This is a genomic window from Streptococcus sp. 29887, assembly GCF_032595075.1.
Lineage (GTDB): Bacteria > Bacillota > Bacilli > Lactobacillales > Streptococcaceae > Streptococcus > Streptococcus iners.
Genome location: NZ_CP118735.1, coordinates 1,552,129 through 1,575,629, shown reverse-complemented (window position 1 = coordinate 1,575,629; position 23,501 = coordinate 1,552,129). Strand labels below are relative to the sequence as shown.

Here is a 23,501-nt window from a genome sequence, read left to right as displayed (position 1 = left end):
AAAAATATGGCAACAATTTTAGCAATGCAATCTAGCACTGTTCTTGGAAACTTTATTCTCGTAACGGCTTCTTTTGCGATATTGATTATCCTTATTCGTGTATTCGCTTGGGACCGAATTACAGGTATTTTTGAAGAACGTGCCAATAAGATTGCCAATGATATTGATGCGGCAGAAGAAAAATTAACTGCTGCTTCAAACCTGGTTCAACAACGGGAACAGGAATTGGTTCAAGGTCGTGTTGAAGGACAAAAAATCATTCAAGACGCTATTGAGCGAGCGAAACTAGAGAAAAAACGTCTTCTTGAACAGGCAGAAGTTGAAATCCAAGGCTTGAAACAAAAAGCGCAGATGGAAATCGAAGCTGAGAAGCGTGAAGCCCAAGAAAACTTGCGTGTTCAAGTCGCTGAATTAGCTGTTGATTTGGCAGGTAAAATCATTTTAGAAGACCTAGACCAGGCAGCCCACAGCAATTTGATTGATCGTTATTTGGATAAGCTGGGAGAAAAGTAGATGAACGCTAGAGAAAATGCCCTTGTGCAAAAATACGCTCTATCATTTGTTGAAAAAGTCAGTGATCATGCAGAAATTTGGGAAATGTATGACCAGCTTTCTGAATTGATTACGATTATCCATGATAGCAAGCTTAATCGTCTTTTGTTGTCTGCTACGGTATCAAGAGAGGAAAAAGCTGCATTCGTACGAACCGTTCGCCAATCAAGTTTCTGGCAAATCAATGATTTGATTGAGGATATTATTCGTGATGGGCATGCAGACTTGCTACTGGAAACACTAGAGCGTGTCCGTTTACAAATCAGTAAATTTAAAAATGAATTTGAAGCCCATGTGGTTTCCGTTTATCCCTTGACTGAGGTGCAAAAAGATCGACTACGTCAGTTAGTGGAAGAACGATTCTCCTTGCGTGTACGAACTATCATCGAAGAATTAGACCAAAGTCTACTTGGTGGTTTCATTGTGAGTGTTAACCACAAGGTCATCGATGCAAGTGTTCGGACACAATTGAAGGATGTTAGAAAAAAACTTTAGAAAATAGAAAGTGGTGTTCTTTTGATAAATGCACAAGAAATTAGCGCTTTACTAAAACAACAAATTGAAGGCTTTCAGCCTGACTTTGACTATACAGAAACTGGTGTCGTAACCTACATTGGTGACGGTATCGCCCGTGCGCAAGGTCTTGACAATGCCATGAGTGGAGAGCTTTTGGTATTTGAAAATGGCACCATTGGTATGGCCCAAAACTTAGAAACCAACGATGTTGGTATCATCATTCTTGGTGAATTTACAGATATCCGTGAGGGGTCTGTTGTTCGTCGGACTGGTAAAATCATGGAAGTGCCAGTTGGCTCAGCCTTGATTGGTCGTGTCATCAATCCACTTGGGCAACCAGTGGATGGTCTTGGTGACATTCGTACGACTAAAACCCGTCCAATCGAGTACCCAGCGCCAGGTGTTATGCAACGGAAATCAGTAAATGAGCCGTTGCAAACTGGTCTTAAGGCTATTGATGCTTTGGTTCCAATTGGTCGAGGTCAGCGTGAATTGATTATCGGTGACCGTCAGACAGGGAAGACATCTGTAGCCATTGATGCTATTCTCAACCAAAAAGGCAAGGATATGATTTGTATCTACGTTGCCATTGGTCAGAAAGAATCAACAGTTCGTACGCAAGTTGAAACCCTTCGCCAATATGGTGCCTTGGATTACACAATCGTAGTAACAGCATCTGCTTCTCAACCTTCTCCATTGCTATTCTTGGCTCCTTATGCCGGTGTTGCCATGGCAGAAGAGTTTATGTATGAAGGCAAGCACGTTTTGATTGTCTATGATGATTTGTCAAAACAGGCGGTTGCTTACCGTGAATTGTCCCTCTTGCTTCGTCGTCCTCCAGGTCGTGAAGCTTACCCAGGTGATGTATTCTACTTGCACAGCCGCTTGCTTGAGCGTTCAGCCAAGGTTTCAGATGAGTTAGGTGGTGGCTCCATTACAGCTCTGCCATTTATCGAAACCCAGGCAGGTGATATTTCAGCTTATATAGCGACTAACGTGATTTCAATCACGGATGGACAAATTTTCTTGAAGGACGATTTGTTCAACTCTGGTATCCGTCCAGCCATTGATGCGGGTTCTTCCGTATCTCGTGTAGGTGGTTCGGCTCAAATCAAGGCCATGAAAAAGGTTGCTGGTACCCTTCGTATCGACTTGGCTTCTTACCGTGAATTAGAGGCGTTTACGCAATTTGGTTCCGATTTGGATGCAGCAACTCAGGCCAAACTCAACCGAGGTCGTCGTACTGTCGAAGTTTTGAAACAGCCCTTGCATAAGCCACTTCCAGTTGAAAAACAGGTTTTGATTTTGTATGCTTTGACAAATGGCTTCTTGGATTCAGTGCCAATTGATGATATTTTGGCATTTGAAGAAGAGCTATACGCATATTTTGATTTGCACTATGATAGTCTTTTGGATGTCATTCGTACGACGAAAGACCTTCCCGATACAGATGAGTTGAATGCTGCTATTCAAGCCTTCAAAGACCAGTCTGTCTTTAAGTAAAGGAGTGAATGATGGCAGGTTCTCTCAATGAAATCAAGTCAAAAATTGCATCTACTAAGAAAACCAGTCAAATCACCGGTGCCATGCAGATGGTTTCGGCATCTAAACTAGCCAAATCCGAGCAATTAGCCCAATCCTTTCAGATCTACGCAAGCAAGGTTCGTCAGATTACAACGGACCTCTTGCGTGGAGAATTGATGGCTTCAGATACAAGCAATCCAATGCTGATTCGCCGTCCAGTTCAAAAATCTGGTTATATTGTCATCACATCGGACAGTGGATTAAAGGGTTCTTATAATTCCAGTATTTTGAAGGCTGTGATGGGGATGATTGAACAGGACCACGACTCAAAAGATGAGTATGAAATTATTGCCATTGGTAGTATGGGGGCTGATTTTTTCCGTGCCCGTGGTATCAATCCAGTCTTTGAATTGCGTGGTCTGGCGGACAATCCAAGCTTTGAAGAGGTTCAAAAAATCATTTCTAAGTCTGTTGAAATGTATAAGAATGAACTTTTTGATGAGTTGTATGTTTGTTATAACCACCATGTCAATAGCTTGACCAGTCAGGTGCGTGTCCAGCAGATGCTTCCTGTTGAGGATTTGGACCATAATGAAGCAGATGGTTATACATCTACTTTTGAATTGGAGCCAAACCGTGAAGTCATTCTGGAGCAATTGTTGACCCAATATGCAGAATCAACCATTTACGGAGCGATTTTGGATGCCAAAACTGCTGAAAATGCGGCTGGTATGACGGCCATGCAGACAGCAACGGATAATGCTAAGAATGTCATTAACGATTTGACAATTCAATACAATAGGGCTCGTCAGGCAGCTATCACTCAGGAAATTACTGAGATTGTAGCAGGTGCCTCAGCCCTTGAGTAATAGAAATAGAGGAAATAGAATGAGTTCAGGCAAAATTACTCAGGTTGTCGGACCAGTTGTAGACGTTGCGTTTGCAGCAGAAGATAAACTTCCTGAGATTAACAACGCACTCGTTGTATATAAAAATGATGATTCCAAGCAAAAAGTTGTGCTTGAAGTTGCTTTGGAACTTGGTGATGGCGTTGTACGGACCATTGCCATGGAATCAACGGATGGATTGACACGTGGGATGGAAGTTCTCGATACAGGTCGTCCCATCTCTGTTCCAGTCGGTAAGGAAACCTTGGGGCGTGTCTTCAATGTCTTGGGAGATACCATTGACCTTGATGAGCCTTTCCCAGCTGATTTTGAACGTGAGCCAATCCATAAGAAAGCACCGGCTTTTGATGAACTATCTACTTCAAGCGAAATTTTGGAAACAGGTATCAAGGTAATTGACCTCTTGGCTCCTTATCTAAAAGGTGGTAAGGTTGGTCTCTTCGGTGGTGCCGGTGTTGGTAAGACCGTTCTTATCCAAGAATTGATTCATAACATTGCCCAAGAACACGGTGGTATTTCTGTATTTACCGGTGTTGGTGAGCGTACTCGTGAAGGGAACGACTTGTATTGGGAAATGAAGGAATCAGGTGTTATTGAAAAAACGGCCATGGTATTTGGTCAGATGAATGAGCCACCAGGTGCCCGTATGCGTGTTGCTCTGACTGGTTTGACCATTGCGGAATACTTCCGTGATGTGGAAGGTCAGGATGTGCTTCTTTTCATCGACAATATCTTCCGTTTCACGCAGGCTGGTTCAGAAGTATCTGCCCTCTTGGGTCGTATGCCGTCAGCCGTTGGTTACCAGCCAACACTTGCGACGGAGATGGGTCAATTACAAGAACGGATTACCTCAACCAAGAAAGGTTCTGTTACATCTATCCAGGCTATCTATGTGCCTGCCGATGACTATACGGATCCTGCGCCAGCAACAGCCTTTGCCCACTTGGATTCAACGACTAACTTGGAGCGTAAATTGACCCAGCTTGGTATTTATCCAGCAGTAGATCCTTTGGCATCCTCATCTCGTGCACTTTCTCCACAAATCGTAGGGGAAGAACACTATGTAGTTGCTATGGAAGTCAAACGTGTTCTTCAGCGTTACCAAGAATTGCAAGATATTATTGCTATTCTTGGTATGGATGAATTGTCTGACGAAGAGAAGACCTTGGTTGGTCGCGCACGTCGTATTCAATTCTTCCTATCTCAAAACTTCAACGTTGCTGAGCAATTCACAGGTATGCCAGGTTCTTATGTGCCAGTAGCTGAAACAGTGAAAGGCTTTAAGGAAATCCTAGATGGCAAACATGATCATCTGCCAGAAGATGCCTTCCGAAATGTCGGTTCGATTGAGGATGTAGTCGCAAAAGCTGCAAAAATGAGATTCTAAGAGGTGGCCTATGGAACAAATGACTGTTCAAATTGTGACACCAGATGGAATGAAATATGACCACCATGCAGCCTTTGTTTTGGTAAAGACTGTCGAAGGTGAGATGGGAATTTATCCCGGGCATGAGGAACTGATTGCCGTTTTGGAAATCGATGAAATGAAAGTCCGCCGTGTTGATGATGAAAATCACGTGGACTGGATTGCCGTCAATGGTGGGATTATTGAAATCAATAAAAATATGATTACGGTAATTTCGGACTCAGCAGAGCGTGAGCGCGATATTGATATCAGTCGTGCAGAGCGGGCTAAGTTGCGAGCTGAAAGAGAGCTTGAAGAAGCTTATAAGGCCCACAATGCTGATTTGGAAAAACGTGCTACAGTTGCACTTCAAAGGGCCATTAACCGTATTCGAGTTGGTAAACATTAACACACTAAAAGAGATGGGATTGGACTTGGTTCAGTCCCATTTTTCGTTTTCATGGTATAATGGAAGCATGATTATTTCAATTTTACAATTTTTTAGTCACATACTGTTTATCTATCTGGCCCATCATCTTTTGGTGACAACAGTTGACTGGTCACGGTGGTTAAAGGTTACTGGAGAAAACCAGCAGAAAATCAACCTGCTCATTCTCTTTCTAGCCATTGCTCTGGGCTACCTGGTATCCAACTTTTTCTTGGAATTGTTGGTGGTGGGGCGCTCATTTGCAAGTATATGATTTAAGTAAGAAAAGGATAGTAAATGGACACAATTATTGTTAAAGGTAGTAAAACTGGCTTGAAGGGTCAGGTAGAAATCGAAGGTGCAAAGAATGCTGTTCTGCCTTTATTGGCAGCGACGGTATTAGCTAGTCAAGGACAGACCAAATTAACTCAAGTGCCTATTTTGTCAGATGTCTATACCATGAACAACGTCGTTCGTGGTTTAGGAGTTCGTGTGAAATTTGACGAGGAAACAAAGACTATAGCTATTGATGCAACAGGTAAACTTGGTAGCGAAACACCTTATAAGTATGTAAGCCAGATGCGGGCTTCTATTGTCATTCTGGGGCCAATTTTGGCTCGAAATGGTTATGCTAAGGTATCCATGCCGGGTGGGTGTACCATTGGTAGTCGTCCAATTGATTTGCATTTGAAGGGCTTGCAGGCACTTGGTGCCAAGATAAAGCAACGTGCGGGTTATATTGAGGCGAGTGCAGAGAAATTGCAGGGGGCTCATATCTATCTTGATTTCCCAAGTGTTGGGGCTACGCAAAACTTAATGATGGCTGCAACGCTTGCTCAAGGTACGACTGTTTTGGAAAATGCTGCGCGGGAACCAGAAATCGTTGACTTGGCTATTCTCCTCAATAAAATGGGTGCCAAGGTCAAGGGTGCTGGTACAGAAACCATTACCATCACAGGTGTTGACCAACTGCATGGAGCTGAACACCAAGTAGTACAAGACCGAATTGAAGCAGGGACCTTTATGGTGGCTGCAGCAATGACAGGCGGAGATGTCTTGGTCAAGGATGCTGTCTGGGAACACAACCGTCCTCTCATATCTAAGATGCTAGAAATGGGTGTTGAAGTGACAGAAGAAGAAGGGGGCATCCGAGTTCGTTCGCAAGTGGATAAACTTAAACCCGTAACTGTAAAAACCTTGCCTCATCCAGGTTTCCCAACAGATATGCAGGCTCAGTTTACGGCTCTCATGGCAGTTGCCAAGGGGGAATCAACCATGATTGAAACAGTATTTGAAAATCGTTTCCAGCATCTAGAAGAGATGCGTCGGATGGACTTGCATTCAGAAATTTTGCGTGATACAGCTATCATTACAGGTGGTCAGACCTTGCAGGGTGCCCAGGTGATGTCAACGGATTTGCGGGCAAGTGCAGCCTTGATTTTGGCAGGTTTGGTCGCTGAAGGTGAAACGATTGTTGGTAAATTGTCCCACTTGGACCGAGGTTATTATCGGTTCCATGAGAAATTGGCAGGACTTGGCTCTGACATCAGACGTGTAAGTGGAGAAAGTGAAAATGTTTAAGGAAAATCTGAACTATGTTGGAAAAAATCTGCTTTTGGTTGCTATCGTAGCACTTTTAGCCCTACTTGTTTTTGCTCTAGGACTTATGGTAGGCTATGGTGTCATTGGTGATGGGGATAATTTATTTGCAGTCCTATCCCCTGCAAAATGGCAGGATTTAATCAATAAATTTACAGGAAAGTAGGGCAACCTACTTTTTTGATGGGAGATTTTATGGCGAAGAAAAATGTAAAGAAACAGGCTATGAGCCTACTAAGTTTGTTAGCTACTATTGTTGTAGTTGGTGGTGGCTACTTTTTAAATAATACGAGCAGCGACAATGCTGCAAACTATTCTTATTATGTCAATCAGTCGCAAGCAAGCGAGTTTACACCTAGCCAGGAGCTGGCTAGTTCGGTATTGACGGAGAAAGTAAGGAAACAACTTGGGAATTCCATTGAATGGAATGGAGCTGGAGCTTTTCTGATCAACGGCAATAAGACTGATTTAGATGCTTCGGTCGCTAGTGCACCTTATGGGGATAATAAGACTAAGACTGTGCAGGGAGAAACGGTTCCAACCGTAGCCAATGCCCTATTGGCTAAGTCAACACGTCAGTATAAGGATCGTGAAGCAACTGGTAATGGGCGTACATCATGGACTCCTGCTGGTTGGCACCAAATTCATGATTTGCCAGGGGAATATGATCATGCAGTTGATCGTGGACATCTGCTTGGCTATGCCTTGATTGGTGGTCTAGCTGGATTCGATGCCTCAACAAGCAATCCAAAAAACATAGCGGTTCAAACAGCCTGGTCTAATCAAGCCAATGATTCTACCTCAACAGGTCAGAATTATTTTGAAACCTTGGTACGAAAAGCCTTGGACAAGAACAAGCGTGTCCGCTACCGTGTTACCCTAATCTATGCAGAAAAAGACGACCTAATTCCAGTAGGAAGCCATCTAGAAGCAAAATCATCCGACGGTAGCTTAGAGTTCAATGTATTTGTCCCAAATGTGCAGAGTGGCTTGAGTATAAACTACCATAGTGGGGAAATCCATGCTAACTAGGCGAGAAGTTCTCAGATGATTTAATATTTTTAAATTGGAATATATCAGACGATTTTTTACAAATAATCGTCTTTTTTTGTCTATTATTAAAAAAATTTGCAAAAACTATTGACAAATCATCAGATGAATATTAGAATATACTTAAAGAAAACGCTTACGATTTTATCGTAGAAAAATTTAGGAGGACTTTCCGATGGAAAAACATGTTGAGCAACGTGTCGAAGACGTTACTTATAACAAGGCTAAATTATGGCAGATTATATTGTTTGCAATGAATAATTCGTCGACCAATATCTACCTAGTTGCCTTCACTTTTGTGACATATTTATCGACAGGGGTACTTGGTTTAGCAGCGCTATTTGTTAGTCAGCTCATGGGATATATTCGTATCTTCGATGGATTTATTGATCCATCAATTGGTGTTCTCATTGACAAGACTGATACTAAGTTTGGTAAGTACCGTCCAATCTTAGTTTTAGGGAATATTATTACAGCTTCCTCACTCTTTATGATGTTAGGCTTAAGTGGAGTTAGCGAAAATTTGCGTCTACCATTGTTCCTAGTTGTTTTAATTATTCATAAAATTGGTTATTCATTGCAACAAACGATTACCAAAGCAGGGCAAGTTGCGCTTACCAATGATCCAAAACAACGTCCGATTTTTAACATTGTTGATGGTATCGCTACAACTGTGTTAATGACTGGTAGCCAAGTGGTCGTGTCAGGAACCTTGGTTCCAAAACATGGTGGGTTTACCCCGGGATTCTTCCAAGAGTTATTCCTTGGTGTAGTCATTATTTCAGCTGTTCTGGGTATTCTTGCTATTATCGGTATTTGGGAGAAAGACAATAAGAAATACTTTGGTCTTGGTGAGAAGACACAAGAAACTAAGTTGAAAGACTACTGGAAAGTTATCAAAGGAAACAAACCTTTGCAGGTTCTTTCAATCTCTGCAGCTTTTGTAAAATTTGTTGCTCAACTGTTTGGAGATTCCGTTATCGGGGTTATGCTGTATGGTATTATCTTCGGTGACTATGCTCTTTCTGGAAAAATGTCTATGCTCTTGATTTTGCCAGGTATTCTTGTAACAGTTGGTGCAGCGCAATTGGCTCGTCGGAAAGGTTTGCGTTTTGCATATGTAACGGCCCTTCAACTGGGAATTACAGGCTTGATTATTCTTGCTGTTATGCTTCTTTCTGCTGAACCTGGAATGTTAGATTTAACGAATTGGAATCTCTATACAATCGGATTCTTTGTTGTCTACATTGTTGCACGCTATGCATCTAGTGCTCCATCTGGCTTAGTATTGACCATGGGTGCAGATATTACAGACTATGAAACTTCAGTATCTGGTCGTTACTTGTCAGGTATGATTGGGACTATCTTCTCATTGACGGACTCAATTGCTTCTTCATTTGCTCCGATGGTGGTTGGTTTTGTATTAGCGGCGATTGGATTTGGCAAAGAATACCCAACTGTTGAAACTGCCTTCTCTACAGATTTGAGAATGGCCTTGATTGTCCTGTTGACAGTGATTCCAGTAGCGGTTTTGAGCCTATCCTTGTTCTTGATGAAATTCTACAAACTAGACCGTGAAGAAATGGCTCGTATTCAAGAGAAAATCCATGTTATGAAAGCGGCTAAAGATGAAGAACGTGTGCGTGCGATTGCGAAAAACGTTCCATTATCTGATATGGATTATGTTGATGTAACTAAGTACAAAGTAGACCAGTACGATGGTAAGTAATAAGTAACAAATAACTGACCTAGTTGGAGGATTCCAGCTGGGTCTTTCATCTAGGAGGCGGTATGAAGAAAATTTTGGCTTTTGGGGAAGTTTTATTGCGACTATCTCCTCCTCATTATCAGACCTTAACACAGGCATCTAGTTTAGAATGTCAATTTGGTGGCTCAGAGTTGAATGTCTTGGCTAGTTTAGCCCAGTTGGGGCATTTAGTTGAGTTGGTGACGGCACTGCCTAAGAATGAAGTGGGAAAAATGGCAGAACACTTTCTCTTTGCACGGCAGATTGGACAGAAGCATCTGATTCGAAAAAAAGGAAGGCTGGGGCTTTATTATTATCAAAAGGGCTTCTCTCTCAGGCCTAGTCAGGTGACCTACGACCGTGATTATTCTGCCTTTAGCTTATCCAAGGAAGAAGAGTATGATTTGGAAGGTATGTTTGACGGTGTAGATTGGTTTCATGTCAGTGGAATTACAGTTGCACTGAATCCAGATATTTATCGTCTGGCCTTTCGTTTGATGGAAATGGCAAAGGGGCAGGGTGTTAAGGTTTCCTTTGACTTGAATTATCGCGAAAGTTTGTGGTCTTCTTTTGAAGAAGCGAGGGAAAAACTATCTCCCTTTGTGCAATTGGCGGATGTCTGCTTTGGCCTAGAGCCTATTCAACTTTTAAATGAATCTGGAAAAGATCTGAAGGATGAATTGGGGCTAGAACGTCCTTATGAATATAAGGATACCTTGCTGAAGGTTGTTAAAGGTTTAGCAGAGAACTATTCTTTGCAGGGTCTTGCTTTTACCCAGAGGGAAATGACCTACAATAATGAATATTTGTTGAAGGCATACTTGTATCAAGATGGTATTCTATATGAAACGGAAAAAGAATCCATTCAAGTTTTGGACCGTGTTGGTACAGGGGATGCCTTTACAGCAGGAATTATTTTGGGCTATTTGCAGGAAAAAACGCCACAGGAAATAGTCGACTTAGGGATGGCTAGTTTTCAATTCAAACATACCATTGAAGGGGACATTAATGTCATCAGTCAATCAGATATTGATTTGCTATTGAAAAAAGGGTCACGTGAAATAAAACGATAGAAAGAAGGAAAAAGTATGTTGTATCCGATACAAACAAAAACACGCTCAGTCTATTCTTTAAATGGAATATGGAAATTTAAGCAAGGGAACAATGATGTTCATACTCTGTTAGATACAGATGAAGTAATGGTTGTACCGAGTTCTTTCAATGATCTTGTTGTCGATAAAGCAAAGCGTCGTTTTGTCGGTGATAATTGGTATGAACTCACGGTGGCTCTTCCTGTCGTATCAGCTGATGAAGAGTTGGTTGTGCGTTTTGGTTCGGTGACGCATCAGGCAAAAGTCTATGCAGATGGTCAGCTAATCGGGGAGCACAAGGGTGGTTTCACACCTTTTGAATGCTTGATTCCCTCAAACTTATACGATGCTGACCAATTCCGTTTGACAGTCTGTGCCAATAATGAGTTGAATTACACAACCCTTCCAGTAGGGAATTATAGTGAAGAAGTGGATGAGAATGGTCAAGTTGTGAAGACAGTCAAGGAAAATTTTGACTTTTTCAACTATGCTGGTATTCAGAGAACCGTACATCTCTATAAACGTCCCCAAAATAGGATTGAAGATATTGTTATTCGGACGGAGCTAAATCAAGATTTGACTCAGGCGGAAGTGAATGTTGATGTGAAGACAGTTGGGCAGTACGATTCCATCCGTATGTCTATTTTAGATCAAGAGGGACAGGAAGTAGGTCTTCTTGAAAATGGACAAATGGTCATTGAACATCCACGCCTTTGGGAGGTCTTGGATGCCTATCTCTATACTGCTAAAGTTGAATTAGTTGACGGAGAAAACTTGCTCGATACCTACTCAGAACAATTTGGTATTCGTAGTGTAGCAGTTGAAAATGGGCAATTTTTCATCAACGGAAAACCTTTCTATTTCAAGGGATTTGGTAAACATGAAGATACCTTTATTAATGGTCGTGGTTTCAATGAAGCAGCCAATCTGATGGATTTGAATTTGCTTAAAGATATTGGAGCAAATTCCTTTAGGACATCCCATTATCCCTATTCTGAGGAAATGATGCGTTTGGCTGATCGTTTGGGAATTGTCGTCCTTGATGAAGTGCCAGCAGTTGGTCTGTTCCAACAGTTTAATGCTGCCTTGAATTTGACAGGGGATTCTGAAGAGGTAAAAAGCACCTGGGAAGTTATGCAAACCAAGGAGGCTCATGAGCTGGTGATTGATGAATTGATAGCGCGTGATAAGAACCACCCATCTGTAGTGATGTGGGTTGTCGCCAATGAGCCAGCAGGGCATGAAAAGGGAGCACGTGCTTACTTTGAACCTCTGATTCAGCGCATGAGGGACAGAGATCCTTCTAAGCGTCCTGTGACCTTGGTCAATATTATGACAGCAACGCCTGATAAGGATGAGGTTATGGATTTGGTCGATGTTGTCTGTCTCAATCGTTATTATGGCTGGTATGTTGCTCATGGTGACTTGAAGACCGCAGAGAAGGGACTTCGTAAGGAATTAGAGACCTGGCAAGAGCTTTATCCAGACAAGCCGATTTTGATTACAGAATATGGTGCAGACACCTTGCCGGGCCTACATTCGATGTGGGATATTCCTTATACTGAGGAATTTCAGGTGGATTACTACGATATGAACCATCGCGTTTTTGACTCTATTCCGAATTTAGTGGGTGAACAAGTCTGGAATTTTGCAGATTTTGAAACTACAGTTGGTATCATTCGCATTCAAGGAAATCACAAAGGATTGTTCTCGAGAAATCGACAACCCAAGCAAATTGTAAGAGAAATTAAGAAACGTTGGACTGCCATTCCGAACTACCATTATAAGAGGAAATGAGCTATAATAGTAGCAAATAGAAAGTTGTAATGGAGGACCAAGCACATGGCGAAACCCTTGGTAGAAAAAGCATCAGAACGCTTATTGGAATTGATTTTGGAAAGAGGATATGAAGTTGGTGACAAGCTTCCAAATGAGTATGAATTGGCCCAAGATTTAGAAGTTGGCCGTTCGACTGTTCGTGAAGCTGTTCGGAGTTTGGCTACTCGAAATATTCTGGAAGTGCGCCAAGGGTCGGGAACCTATATCAGCTCTAAAAAGGGAGTATCAGAGGATCCTTTAGGTTTTTCTTTGGTCAGAGACCGTGTGAAGTTGACGACAGATTTGTTTGAAGTGCGGTATTTGCTTGAACCGAGAATTGCGGAGCGTGTCGCTCAGTTTGCTTCAGATGAAGATATTGCTCGACTAGAAGAAATTGTCCTTGCTATTGAAGAGGCGGTAGCTGCTGGAGATTCGAAGCATCTGGAATTGGATGTAGAATTCCACTGTATGTTAGCTGAGATGAGTGGGAATCTGGCTATGACAAGTCTCATGCCTGTCATTAATCAATCTATTCATCTGATCAATGAAAATTATTCAAATCGTCAGATGAAATCGGATAGTTTACAGGCCCATAGGAATATCTTAATGGCTATCAAACAACGCCATCCTGTTGCGGCCTATGATAGCATGCTAGCACATATTATAGCAGTAAGACAGGTTGTGTTAAGTGAATGGTTCGATAAAGATATGACCATGCATGGTCTCAATGATCATAAATAGAAATAAAAAATATACTGCCCAGAATAATTTTCTGGGTATTTTTTGCATTTTCCTTGACAAATCATCTGATGAATTATATACTATATCTATAAATGACAACGCTTTCTAATTGGAGGTCAAGATGTTAAGACAATTAAAAGAAAATTATTTTTTTGCAGTGATTCGCGGAAAAGATGAAAACGATGCGAAAGAAATCGCTCGCCATGCGATTTTGGGAGGTATTCGAAATATTGAGATTACATTTTCGACTCCAAATGCAGCGACAGTTATCAAAGAATTACAGGAAGAGTTCTCAGACGATTCTTCCGTAGTCATTGGTGCAGGAACTGTAATGAATGTATCTCTCGCACAAGAGGCCATTGATGCTGGTGCTAGTTTCCTGGTTAGTCCCCATTTTGATAGGGAAATTCAAGACTTGGCACAAGAGGCTGAGGTGCTCTATTTCCCAGGCTGTGCAACTGCAACAGAGATTGTCACAGCCAGTCAAGCGGGATGTCCTATTATCAAGCTTTTCCCTGGTGGCGTGTTGGGGCCTGGATTTATCAAGGATATTCACGGCCCGGTGCCTCAAGTGGATTTGATGCCTTCAGGTGGCGTATCAGTTGATAATGTTGCAGATTGGAAAAAAGCCGGTGCTTGTGCTGTTGGAGTCGGTTCGGCTCTGGCAAGTCGAGTGCAGGCTGAAGGCTATGAAAGTGTAACGACAATTGCTCGCAGTTTTGTTGCAGCTTTGGAGGGATGAAATGAGTTTTAATGACAAAAACTTTATGCTAAAAAACGAGCCTGCTAAGGAGCTTTACGGAAAAATAGCAGAGCTTCCTATCTATGATTTCCATTGTCACTTGGATCCTAAGGAAATTTTTGAAGATAAGGTTTATGAAGATATTGTTGATCTGTGGCTGGGGGGTGACCATTATAAGTGGCGCTTGATGCGGGCTAATGGTATCTCAGAAGAAGAAATCACAGGTTCAGCAAGTAAACTAGATAAGTTTAAAGCCTGGGCAAGGACCTTGGAACGGGCTTTCGGAAACCCTCTCTATCATTGGAGTCATTTGGAATTGCGACAGGTTTTCGGTGTTGAGGAATTGTTGACCGAAGAAAATGCCGAGCGACTCTATTATCAGCTCAATGCTTATTTGCAAGAACATCAAGTTAGTCCACGTAAGTTGATTGCGGATGCTAGGGTGACCTTTATTGGGACAACTGACCATCCACTAGATAGCTTGGAATGGCATAAGCGTCTGGCTGAGGACTCGACCATAGATACTGTAGTGGCACCGACTTTCCGCCCAGATGAAGCCTTTATCGAGCATCGAAATTTCAATCCATTTATGAAACGCTTGGAGGAAGTAACAGGGGTAGCAGTAAGAGACTTTGCAAGTTTTGTAGAGGCACTAGGTCAGCGTGTTTCCTATTTTGCTCAACACGGTTGCCGAGCAAGTGACATTAGTTTTACGGCTATTTCATATGAAGAAGCAAGCCTTGAAGAGTTGGATGAAATTTTACTAGCACGACTTGCAGGTAAAGAAGCTGGTCAATCCAGTATCAATAAATGGCAGACTGCTATCTTTAGAGAATTGTGCCGATTGTACAAGAAACATGGCTTTGTGACACAAGTTCACTTTGGTGCCTTACGGAACAACCATACCGGACTGTTTGAAAAACTTGGAGCAGATGTAGGTGTGGATTCGATTGGAGACCAGACATGTCTGACTGTGAATTTGAATCGTTTGTTAGATAACTTGGTCAAGGAAAATGCCCTTCCAAAAATGATTTGGTACAATCTCAATCCAAGTTACAACATTGCTCTGGCCAATACTTTGGCGAATTTCCAGTCCAATGAGGAAGGGCGCCGTAGTCAGCTACAATTTGGTGCTGGTTGGTGGTTCAATGATACCAAGTTGGGCATGATTGACCAGATGAATGCCTATGCAGAACAGGGCATGCTTGCCAATTTCGTTGGTATGTTGACAGATTCGCGTAGCTTTTTATCTTATCAACGGCATGATTATTTCAGACGCATTTTAGCGACCTATGTTGGTCAATGGATAGTTGATGAGGAAGTGCCAGAAGATTACAATCGTTTAGGCCAGTTTGTAGAAGCCATATCCTATTACAATGCCAAAGAATTTTTTGAACAATAAAGGAGAGTAAATCATGAAAATGTCATTTCGATGGTACGGGAAAAAAGATCCTGTGACACTGGAAGAGATTAAAGCAATCCCTGGTATGCAGGGAATCGTAACAGCAGTCTACGATGTACCAGTTGGTCAAGCTTGGCCCCTTGAAAACATTCTAGAGCTGAAAAAAATGGTAGAAGAGGCAGGACTTGAAATTACGGTTATTGAATCCATTCCTGTCCATGAAGACATCAAACAAGGGAAGCCAAATCGTGATGAGTTAATTGAAAACTATAAAACTTCCATCCGTAATGTAGGGGCTGCAGGTATTCCAGTTGTATGCTACAATTTCATGCCTGTGTTTGACTGGACCCGTTCAGACTTGCACCACCCACTTCCAGATGGTTCAACCTCTTTAGCTTTCCTAAAATCTGATTTAGCAGGTGTTGATCCTGTGGCGGATGATTTGAACTTACCAGGTTGGGATTCGTCCTATTCCAAGGAAGAAATGAAGGCGATTATTGAAAATTATCGTCAGAATATCTCTGAAGAAGATTTATGGGCGAATTTGGAGTATTTTATCAAAGCGATTCTACCAACGGCTGAGGAAGCTGGAGTCAAAATGGCCATTCACCCTGATGACCCTCCGTATGGAATTTTTGGATTGCCACGTATTATTACTGGTCAAGAAGCCGTTGAACGATTTTTGAATCTCTATGATTCAGAACACAATGGAATTACCATGTGTGTAGGATCCTATGCTTCTGATCCGAAAAATGATGTCCTTGCCATGATGGAATATGCTCTCAAACGCAATCGTATCAATTTTATGCATACGCGCAATGTGACGGCAGGTGCTTGGGGCTTCCAAGAAACTGCACATTTGTCACAAGCTGGTGACATTGATATGAATGCTGTTGTTAAATTATTGGTGGACTATGACTGGGCTGGAGCCTTACGTCCAGACCACGGCCGCCGTATCTGGGGAGATCAAACCAAGACACCTGGTTATGGTCTGTATGACCGAGCCCTTGGGGCAACCTACTTTAACGGTCTCTATGAAGCCAATATGCGAGCAGCAGGCAAGACACCAGATTTTGGAATTACAGTCAAAACAGTTGGAAATAAGGAGAGCTAATATGTCACGTGTTATTGAATTTAAGGATAAGGTTGTTGTTATTACAGGAGCAGGTGGCATTCTCTGTGGCTATTTGGCAAAAGAATTTGCCAAGGCAGGTGCAAAGGTTGCGCTTTTAGACTTGAATGAGGCTGCGGCTCAGGTATTCGTTGATGAGATTGAAGCAGTAGGTGGTGTTGCAAAAGCTTACAAATCTAACGTTCTTTCTAAGGAAAATTTGGAAGATGTTCGCCAGCAAGTCCTAGCAGATTTTGGCCCTGTAGATATTTTAATCAATGGTGCTGGAGGCAATAATCCAAAAGCGACAACGGACAATGAATTCCATGAGATTGGTCTGCCAGCTGAGACCAAGACTTTCTTCGACTTGGATGAGGCAGGTATCAACTTTGTATTCAATTTGAATTATCTTGGAACCTTATTGCCAACACAGGTCTTTGCACAGGATATGATCGGTCGCTCGGGAGCAAATATTATCAATATTTCCAGCATGAATGCCTTTACTCCTTTGACAAAAATTCCAGCCTATTCAGGTGCCAAGGCTGCTATTAGTAATTTTACCCAATGGTTAGCAGTCCATTTTTCAAAAGTTGGCATCCGTTGTAATGCGATTGCGCCTGGATTCTTGGTTACCAACCAAAACCGTGGTTTGCTGTTTGACGAGTCGGGTCAACCGACCGCACGTGCCAACAAGATTTTGACCAATACACCAATGGGGCGGTTTGGTGAAGCGGAAGAGCTAGTCGGCGGAGTCTTCTTCTTGGCAGACGAGAATTTGGCAAGCTTTGTCAACGGTGTTGTTTTACCGATTGACGGTGGCTTCTCAGCCTATTCAGGAGTTTGATGATGAAAACGGATTACGTATTTTGTGTGGACTCTGATGGCTGCGCCATGGACACCATGACCTACAAACATAAACTCTTTTTCGGCCCCTTGGCTGCGGAAGTTTTTGGTGTTGAAGATAAAGAACCATTTTTAACTGAATGGAACCGAGTCAATCTCTACTCACGAGAACGTGGCATTAACCGTTTTGTTGGCTTAGTAAAAGGCCTAGAATTTGCAGGTGTGACTGGTATAGACAACTTGAAAAATTGGGTTGCTACAACATTTTCTTTGTCAAATGCTTCTCTGGAAAGATTGATAGAGGAGCAGCCGTCAAAAGACTTGGAATTAGCTTTAGAATGGTCCAATCAAGTCAATCAAGCCATTAAGCATTATAGCGGTCCTGTTTTAGCCTTCATCGGCGTTCACAAGGGCTTGGAAAAATTGAGCCAGTTAGGAAAAGTCTACGTGGTTTCTTCTGCTAATAAGGAAGCGGTAGAAGAAGAGTGGACAGACCAGAGGTTGATGGACTTTGTTACAGAATTGTACTGTCAAGACCGTGGCAAGAAAGAAGATGTCATCAAACTGTTAATAGAGGAAGGGTATTGTCCTGATAAGATTATGATGATTGGTGACTCGCCAGGTGATTTGAAGGCGGCGGAACTCAATAATGTCCACTTCTATCCTATTTTAGTAGGACAAGAGATGCAATCTTGGGCAGATTTGACAGAAACGATTGCAGATGACTTTGTTCATCAAGCATTCACAGGTGAGAAAGAAACAGAATTGACACAGAAATTTTGGAATAATTTAGACGACTAGAGAGAAGGGCTAGAGGCGCTATGCCCTCTAGCTTTTTTGGAGGCAAACATGACACATTTAGTAGATTTACAGAAGAATCCTTACAATCTTGACGAAGAGGCTATTTCTTGGATTGAAGAAACCATTGCTCAGATGACTTTGGATGAAAAAATCGGTCACCTCTTTGTCAACATGGGGAGCCAGCGGACGGAAGAATATCTGACTGGAGTATTAAATGATTATAAGATTGCTGCTGTTCGTTATAATCCTGGACCTGCTGCAGATATTTGGGAGCAAAACTATATTTTGCAGACCAAGTCTAAGATTCCCCTTTTGATTGCAGCCAATACCGAATCTGGTGGGAATGGCGCTGTTACGGACGGAACGAAAATTGGGGATGAAATCAAGATTGCTGCGACAGCCGAACCTCGCTATGCTTATGAAATGGGGAAAGTTGCAGGACTTGAAGCAGCTGCGGTAGGCTGCAATGCCTCCTTTGCACCGATTATGGACCTCAGCCGTAATTGGCGAAATCCAATCATTGCAAACCGAACTTGGGGAGCTAATGTAGACCAAGTCATTGAATTATCCAAAGAATACATGCGAGGCATTATGGAACATGGCATTGTACCGTTTGCTAAGCATTTTCCTGGAGATGGTATAGATGAACGTGACCATCATCTCTCTTTTGCTTCGAATCCCATGACCAAGTCTGAATGGATGGAAACATTTGGACGGATTTACGGTGAGATGGCTGACGCAGGTCTTCCAGGTATCATGGCTGGACATATTCATTTGCCAAATGTTGAGAAAGAAATGCACCCAGAACGTGAATTGGATGACATGTTACCAGCTTCGCTGAATAAAACCCTCTTGGATGAATTGCTTCGTGGAGAGTTAGGTTACAATGGAGCCATCGTCACGGATGCCAGTCACATGATCGGTATGACTGCTTCTATGTCCCGTCGTGAGCTATTGCCTACAGCTATTGAGGCAGGTTGTGATCTTTTCCTTTTCTTCAACGATCCAGAAGAAGATTTGCAATGGATGAAAGAAGGATTGGAAAATGGTCTGCTTTCTGAGGAACGCCTCCATGATGCCCTTCGTCGTACCTTGGGCTTGAAAGCTAAACTTGGTCTTCACTTGTTTGAAGGTCGTCGTCAGGAAATCATGTTGCCAAAAGAAGAAGCACTGGCTTTGATTGGTAGAGATGAGGCAAAACAGCTTGCAAAAGAAATAGCTGACAAGGCGATTACCTTGGTAAAAGCCAAACAAGAAGGAATTTTCCCAGTCAATTCAGAACGCTACAAACGGATTTTATTGGTCGAAGTGGATGGCTATAAGGGTGGTTTTGGCGCCATGATCAATGCTGGCAAGAAGAGAGCAGCCGATACGCTGAAAGAACTATTAGAAGCTCGGGGACACCAAGTATCCATCTGGGAAAACACAGAAGCACGGATTGCCAAATTGCCAGAAGAAGAAAGACCGGCAGCGATTGCAAATGTCTATGCTTCCAAGCGTCCAATTGCCGAAATCACAGATAACTATGATTTGATTATCAATTTAGTCGATGTCAACTCAGGAGGAACAACTCAGCGGATTATTTGGCCAGCTGCCAAGGGAACACCAGACCAGCCTTTCTATGTTCACGAAATTCCAACCATTGTTGTTTCAGTTCAGCACCCATTTGCACTTGCAGATATGCCACAGGTTGCAACCTATATCAATGCCTACGATGGCTTGCCTGTCACTTTAGAAGCCTTGGTTGCTAAACTAGCAGGAGAGTCAGCCTTTACAGGAGTATCGCCTGTTGATGCCTACTGTGGTTTGCTAGATACACGTATTTGGCGCGGAAAATAAGGAGGAAATAATGCCTAGATTGGTTGATTTGCGGAAGAAACCCTATTGTTTGAATGAAGAGCAGATTGCTTGGGTAGAAAACACCTTGGCTCATCTGACAGATGAGGAAAAAATCGGTCAACTGTTTGTCAATCTATTCTTCTTCGGAGGGGATGCCTTTAGTGGAAATAATCTGAGTAATCAGGAATTGATAAAACGATACCACATAGGTGGCGCCCGTTATATGAATGGCAGTCCAGAACAGGTACAAGGACTGATTAACGAGTTGCAAAGCTATTCAAAAGTACCTCTCTTGGTTGCGGCGAACTGTGACTCAGGTGGAGATGGAGCTGTGAAAGGAGGGACCTATATTTCTTCAGGCGCTCAATCTGAAGCCAGTCGGGATCCTCGTATTCCCTACCTAGCAGGTCTCGTATCTGCGCGCGAGGAGACTGCATTAGGTGTAAATGTCAACTTTGATCCTTGCGTGGATATTGTTCAGAACTGGCGCAATACCATTGTCAATACCAGAGCCTACGGCACAAATGCGGATGATGTTATTGCTTATACCAGTGCCTATCTAGAAGGATTGACTGCTGAAAGAGATGTTATTCAATGTATCAAGCATTTCCCAGGAGATGGTACAGAAGAACGTGATCAGCACCTAGTCCTCGGTGTCAATGAACTCTCTCCAGAAGAATGGGACAAGAGTTTTGGTCGTGTCTATCGTCATCATATTGAAGCTGGTGTTGAGATGATTATGGCGGGTCATATAGCCTTGCCATATTACCAGAAAGAACTGAATCCAAGTTTGATGGACGAAGACATTTTGCCTGCAACCCTGGCTCCCGAATTGATCCAAGATTTATTGAAAGAAAAACTGGAATTCAATGGCTTGGTCATAACAGATGCCAGCCACATGTTGGGTATGACAGCAGCCATGCGTCGTGAAGACTATGTCCCAGCAGCTATTGCTGCGGGTTGTGATATGTTCTTATTCTTCAATAACTTAGAAGAAGATTTTGAATTCATGCTCAATGGCTACCGCAAGGGAGTGATTACTGAGGAACGCCTTCATGATGCTCTCCGTCGCATTTTAGGTCTGAAAGCCAAACTCAATCTGCATATCAAGCAAGCGGAAGGAACCTTGCTAAAATCAGCTGATGAATTGGCTATTATCGGCTGTGAAGAACACTTGGCTTGGCAACGTGAAGCAGCAGATAAAGCAATTACGTTGTTGAAGGATACCCAGAAAAATCTTCCAATTAGTCCAGAAACCCATCGCAGAATCCGTTTGTATTACTTAGAAGGTGAAAAAGAAGGCATTATGGCGGCAAGTACAGAAGTGGTTGATAACCTTAAAGCTGCCTTGGAAGCGCGTGGTTATGAAGTGACTGTCAATGATGGTACGACTCGAATCAAAGGTAAAACGCTGCAATACCGAGAAGAAGTTGATTTAGCCTTGACTGTTGCCAATGTCATTGGATATGGAGCGCAGAATAATTACCGCATCCAGTGGAAAACGGCCATGTCCAATGAAGTTCCTTGGTATGTACATGAAGTTCCAACCATTTTCGTTTCACTAAACTATACAACTCACCTTCACGATGTTACCATGGTCAAAACTGCTGTCAATGCCTACCATCATAATAAAAACACGATTGAATCCCTCCTTGATAAATTAGAAGGAAAAGATGACTTCTATGGTGTGCCAAATGAGAATGTTTGGGCCAATAAATGGCAGGCAAAACTATAAAACTAAACTCCTTTCTATCCTAGATAGAGGGAGTTTTTCTAGGGATATTTATTGCCAAACTTTCTTATTTTTGATAGAATATTCTTAATTGAATAGAAGTCTGTGAGACTAGTACACCTATGGAAACTGTCCAGGGAGTTGAGCCGTGACTGTAAGCTCAATCAGTGAAAGTTGGTCGAATTCACTCACACAAGGACTTAGAACCTGTATTCACAGTTCAGCACTTCCATCTAAGGCTAGTTTTTCAGCTACTCATCGTTAGTTTTTTTCAAAATACAGTCAGTATTCCCTCAAAAAACTGCCTTGATTAGCGAAAAAACTATCTCTTATGTGCAAGCACTTTACTTGTGAATACAGGTTCATAGAACTAAGGTCTGCCTTGCAGATGAAAACGGATGGTACCGCGTGACAACGCTCCGATACGAGTGGTGTCATGCGTTTTTTTATTGGAGGAATTATGTCAAACATTGAACAACAGTTGGCTGAATTAAGCCAAACTACACTTGAAAAGTTAAAAGAAATCCAGCACCAAGGAGAAAAAGAACTACAAGACCTGCGTGTTGCGGTTTTGGGTAAAAAAGGGTCTTTGACGGACTTGTTGAAAGGCTTGAAAGACCTTTCGAACGAAATGAAACCAATCGTTGGTAAACAGGTCAATGAAGTGCGTGATGTGCTGACGGCTGCTTTTGAAGAAACAGCTCAGAAGGTTGCAGCAGCGAAAATTCAGCAGCAATTAGCTTCAGAAACCATTGATGTGACCTTGCCAGGTCGTCATGTCAAGGTCGGAAAACGCCATGTCTTGACTCAGACTTCTGAAGAAATCGAAGATATTTTCTTGGGCATGGGCTTCCAAATCGTTGACGGATTTGAAGTGGAAAAAGATTACTACAACTTTGAGCGCATGAATTTGCCAAAAGACCACCCAGCACGTGATATGCAGGATACCTTCTACATCACAGAAGAAATCCTTATGCGGACCCATACGTCGCCTGTTCAGGCGCGTACCATGGACCAACATGATTTCTCAAAAGGTGCCTTGAAGATGATTTCGCCTGGACGTGTTTTCCGTCGTGATACGGATGATGCGACCCACAGCCACCAGTTCCACCAGATTGAAGGCTTGGTTGTCGGTGAAAATGTATCCATGGGCGATCTCAAAGGTACGCTTGAAATGATTATCAAAAAGATGTTCGGTGAAGAGCGTCAGATTCGTCTGCGTCCGTCTTACTTCCCATTCACTGAGCCTTCTGTTGAGGTGGATGTTTCTTGCTTCAAGTGTGGTGGTGACGGCTGTAATGTATGTAAGAAAACAGGCTGGATTGAAATCCTCGGTGCCGGCATGGTCCACCCGCAAGTATTGGAAATGAGTGGCATTGACTCAACCAAGTACTCTGGATTTGCCTTCGGTCTTGGTCAAGAACGTATTGCCATGCTTCGCTACGGTATCAACGACATTCGTGGTTTCTACCAAGGTGATGTACGATTCTCGGAGCAATTCTAACGTAGCACTACTTAAGGCTGACAAAGCCAGCTCTTAAGTAGACGGAAATCGCCATTAAGCGACTTTCCTAGCTACCTTACTAGGCTTTCAAGCAAAAAATATCGTTTTGCTTGAAAGCCGTCGTAATCTGATAAAGGTTAGTAGATTGT

The 23,501-nt window shown here is 42.5% G+C and carries 22 protein-coding genes; all 22 read left to right on the top strand.

Annotated features, from left to right (window positions below; translation table 11 throughout):
* Positions 1-6: 6 nt before the first annotated feature.
* Entirely contained in the window at positions 7-513 is a 507-nt protein-coding gene (atpF, locus tag PW252_RS07650) for a F0F1 ATP synthase subunit B (protein ID WP_105124191.1), read from the top strand.
* On the top strand, positions 514-1,047 hold the full coding sequence (locus PW252_RS07645) for a F0F1 ATP synthase subunit delta (protein ID WP_105113939.1): 534 nt from the start codon (positions 514-516) through the stop codon (positions 1,045-1,047).
* A 3-nt stretch (positions 1,048-1,050) separates the two neighbouring features.
* The gene (gene atpA / locus PW252_RS07640) at positions 1,051-2,571 is read left to right on the top strand and encodes a F0F1 ATP synthase subunit alpha (RefSeq protein ID WP_161942060.1); all 1,521 of its coding nucleotides are present in this window, start codon (positions 1,051-1,053) and stop codon (positions 2,569-2,571) included.
* A gap of 11 nt (positions 2,572-2,582) precedes the next feature.
* Positions 2,583-3,461: a F0F1 ATP synthase subunit gamma gene (locus PW252_RS07635; protein WP_024398204.1), complete on the top strand. Its 879-nt coding sequence runs from the start codon at positions 2,583-2,585 to the stop codon at positions 3,459-3,461.
* Positions 3,462-3,480: 19 nt separating this feature from the next.
* Positions 3,481-4,887, top strand: a complete 1,407-nt coding sequence (atpD, locus tag PW252_RS07630; protein WP_105113937.1) for a F0F1 ATP synthase subunit beta — start codon at positions 3,481-3,483, stop codon at positions 4,885-4,887.
* 10 nt (positions 4,888-4,897) lie between these two features.
* Positions 4,898-5,314 carry a F0F1 ATP synthase subunit epsilon gene (locus PW252_RS07625; protein WP_105113936.1) on the top strand — a complete coding sequence of 139 codons (417 nt, stop codon included), beginning with the start codon at positions 4,898-4,900 and terminating at the stop codon, positions 5,312-5,314.
* Positions 5,315-5,381: 67 nt separating this feature from the next.
* A complete protein-coding gene (locus tag PW252_RS07620) occupies positions 5,382-5,606 on the top strand; it encodes a DUF1146 family protein (RefSeq protein ID WP_172050474.1) in 225 nt (74 codons plus the stop codon).
* 23 nt (positions 5,607-5,629) lie between these two features.
* Complete coding sequence (murA, locus tag PW252_RS07615; protein ID WP_248049065.1) at positions 5,630-6,913, top strand: UDP-N-acetylglucosamine 1-carboxyvinyltransferase; 1,284 nt, start codon at positions 5,630-5,632, stop codon at positions 6,911-6,913.
* Entirely contained in the window at positions 6,906-7,097 is a 192-nt protein-coding gene (locus tag PW252_RS07610) for a DNA-directed RNA polymerase subunit beta (RefSeq protein WP_105113934.1), read from the top strand. Before murA ends, PW252_RS07610 begins: the two co-directional genes overlap by 8 nt.
* A gap of 29 nt (positions 7,098-7,126) precedes the next feature.
* A complete protein-coding gene (locus tag PW252_RS07605) occupies positions 7,127-7,963 on the top strand; it encodes a DNA/RNA non-specific endonuclease (RefSeq protein ID WP_248049063.1) in 837 nt (278 codons plus the stop codon).
* A gap of 193 nt (positions 7,964-8,156) precedes the next feature.
* Entirely contained in the window at positions 8,157-9,710 is a 1,554-nt protein-coding gene (locus tag PW252_RS07600; protein WP_105113932.1) for an MFS transporter, read from the top strand.
* A 62-nt stretch (positions 9,711-9,772) separates the two neighbouring features.
* A complete protein-coding gene (locus PW252_RS07595) occupies positions 9,773-10,801 on the top strand; it encodes a PfkB family carbohydrate kinase (protein ID WP_172050476.1) in 1,029 nt (342 codons plus the stop codon).
* Between the two features lie 15 nt (positions 10,802-10,816).
* A complete protein-coding gene (gene uidA, locus PW252_RS07590) occupies positions 10,817-12,616 on the top strand; it encodes a beta-glucuronidase (protein ID WP_248049061.1) in 1,800 nt (599 codons plus the stop codon).
* A gap of 45 nt (positions 12,617-12,661) precedes the next feature.
* Positions 12,662-13,378, top strand: coding sequence for a FadR/GntR family transcriptional regulator (locus tag PW252_RS07585; RefSeq protein WP_248049059.1), 717 nt, complete (start codon positions 12,662-12,664; stop codon positions 13,376-13,378).
* 121 nt (positions 13,379-13,499) lie between these two features.
* A complete protein-coding gene (locus PW252_RS07580) occupies positions 13,500-14,120 on the top strand; it encodes a bifunctional 4-hydroxy-2-oxoglutarate aldolase/2-dehydro-3-deoxy-phosphogluconate aldolase (RefSeq protein ID WP_105113928.1) in 621 nt (206 codons plus the stop codon).
* A 1-nt stretch (position 14,121) separates the two neighbouring features.
* Complete coding sequence (uxaC, locus tag PW252_RS07575; RefSeq protein WP_248049057.1) at positions 14,122-15,522, top strand: glucuronate isomerase; 1,401 nt, start codon at positions 14,122-14,124, stop codon at positions 15,520-15,522.
* A gap of 13 nt (positions 15,523-15,535) precedes the next feature.
* Positions 15,536-16,636 carry a mannonate dehydratase gene (locus PW252_RS07570; RefSeq protein ID WP_248049055.1) on the top strand — a complete coding sequence of 367 codons (1,101 nt, stop codon included), beginning with the start codon at positions 15,536-15,538 and terminating at the stop codon, positions 16,634-16,636.
* A gap of 1 nt (position 16,637) precedes the next feature.
* Complete coding sequence (locus tag PW252_RS07565) at positions 16,638-17,477, top strand: SDR family oxidoreductase (RefSeq protein ID WP_105111691.1); 840 nt, start codon at positions 16,638-16,640, stop codon at positions 17,475-17,477.
* Positions 17,477-18,277 (top strand): HAD family hydrolase, encoded by an 801-nt coding sequence (locus PW252_RS07560; protein WP_248049053.1) that lies wholly within the window; start codon positions 17,477-17,479, stop codon positions 18,275-18,277. Before PW252_RS07565 ends, PW252_RS07560 begins: the two co-directional genes overlap by 1 nt.
* Before the next feature lie 48 nt (positions 18,278-18,325).
* A complete protein-coding gene (locus PW252_RS07555) occupies positions 18,326-20,116 on the top strand; it encodes a glycoside hydrolase family 3 protein (RefSeq protein WP_248049051.1) in 1,791 nt (596 codons plus the stop codon).
* Positions 20,117-20,126: 10 nt separating this feature from the next.
* Complete coding sequence (locus PW252_RS07550) at positions 20,127-21,851, top strand: glycoside hydrolase family 3 protein (protein ID WP_105113923.1); 1,725 nt, start codon at positions 20,127-20,129, stop codon at positions 21,849-21,851.
* A gap of 457 nt (positions 21,852-22,308) precedes the next feature.
* Complete coding sequence (gene pheS, locus PW252_RS07545) at positions 22,309-23,352, top strand: phenylalanine--tRNA ligase subunit alpha (protein ID WP_248049049.1); 1,044 nt, start codon at positions 22,309-22,311, stop codon at positions 23,350-23,352.
* The last annotated feature ends 149 nt before the right edge of the window (positions 23,353-23,501 follow it).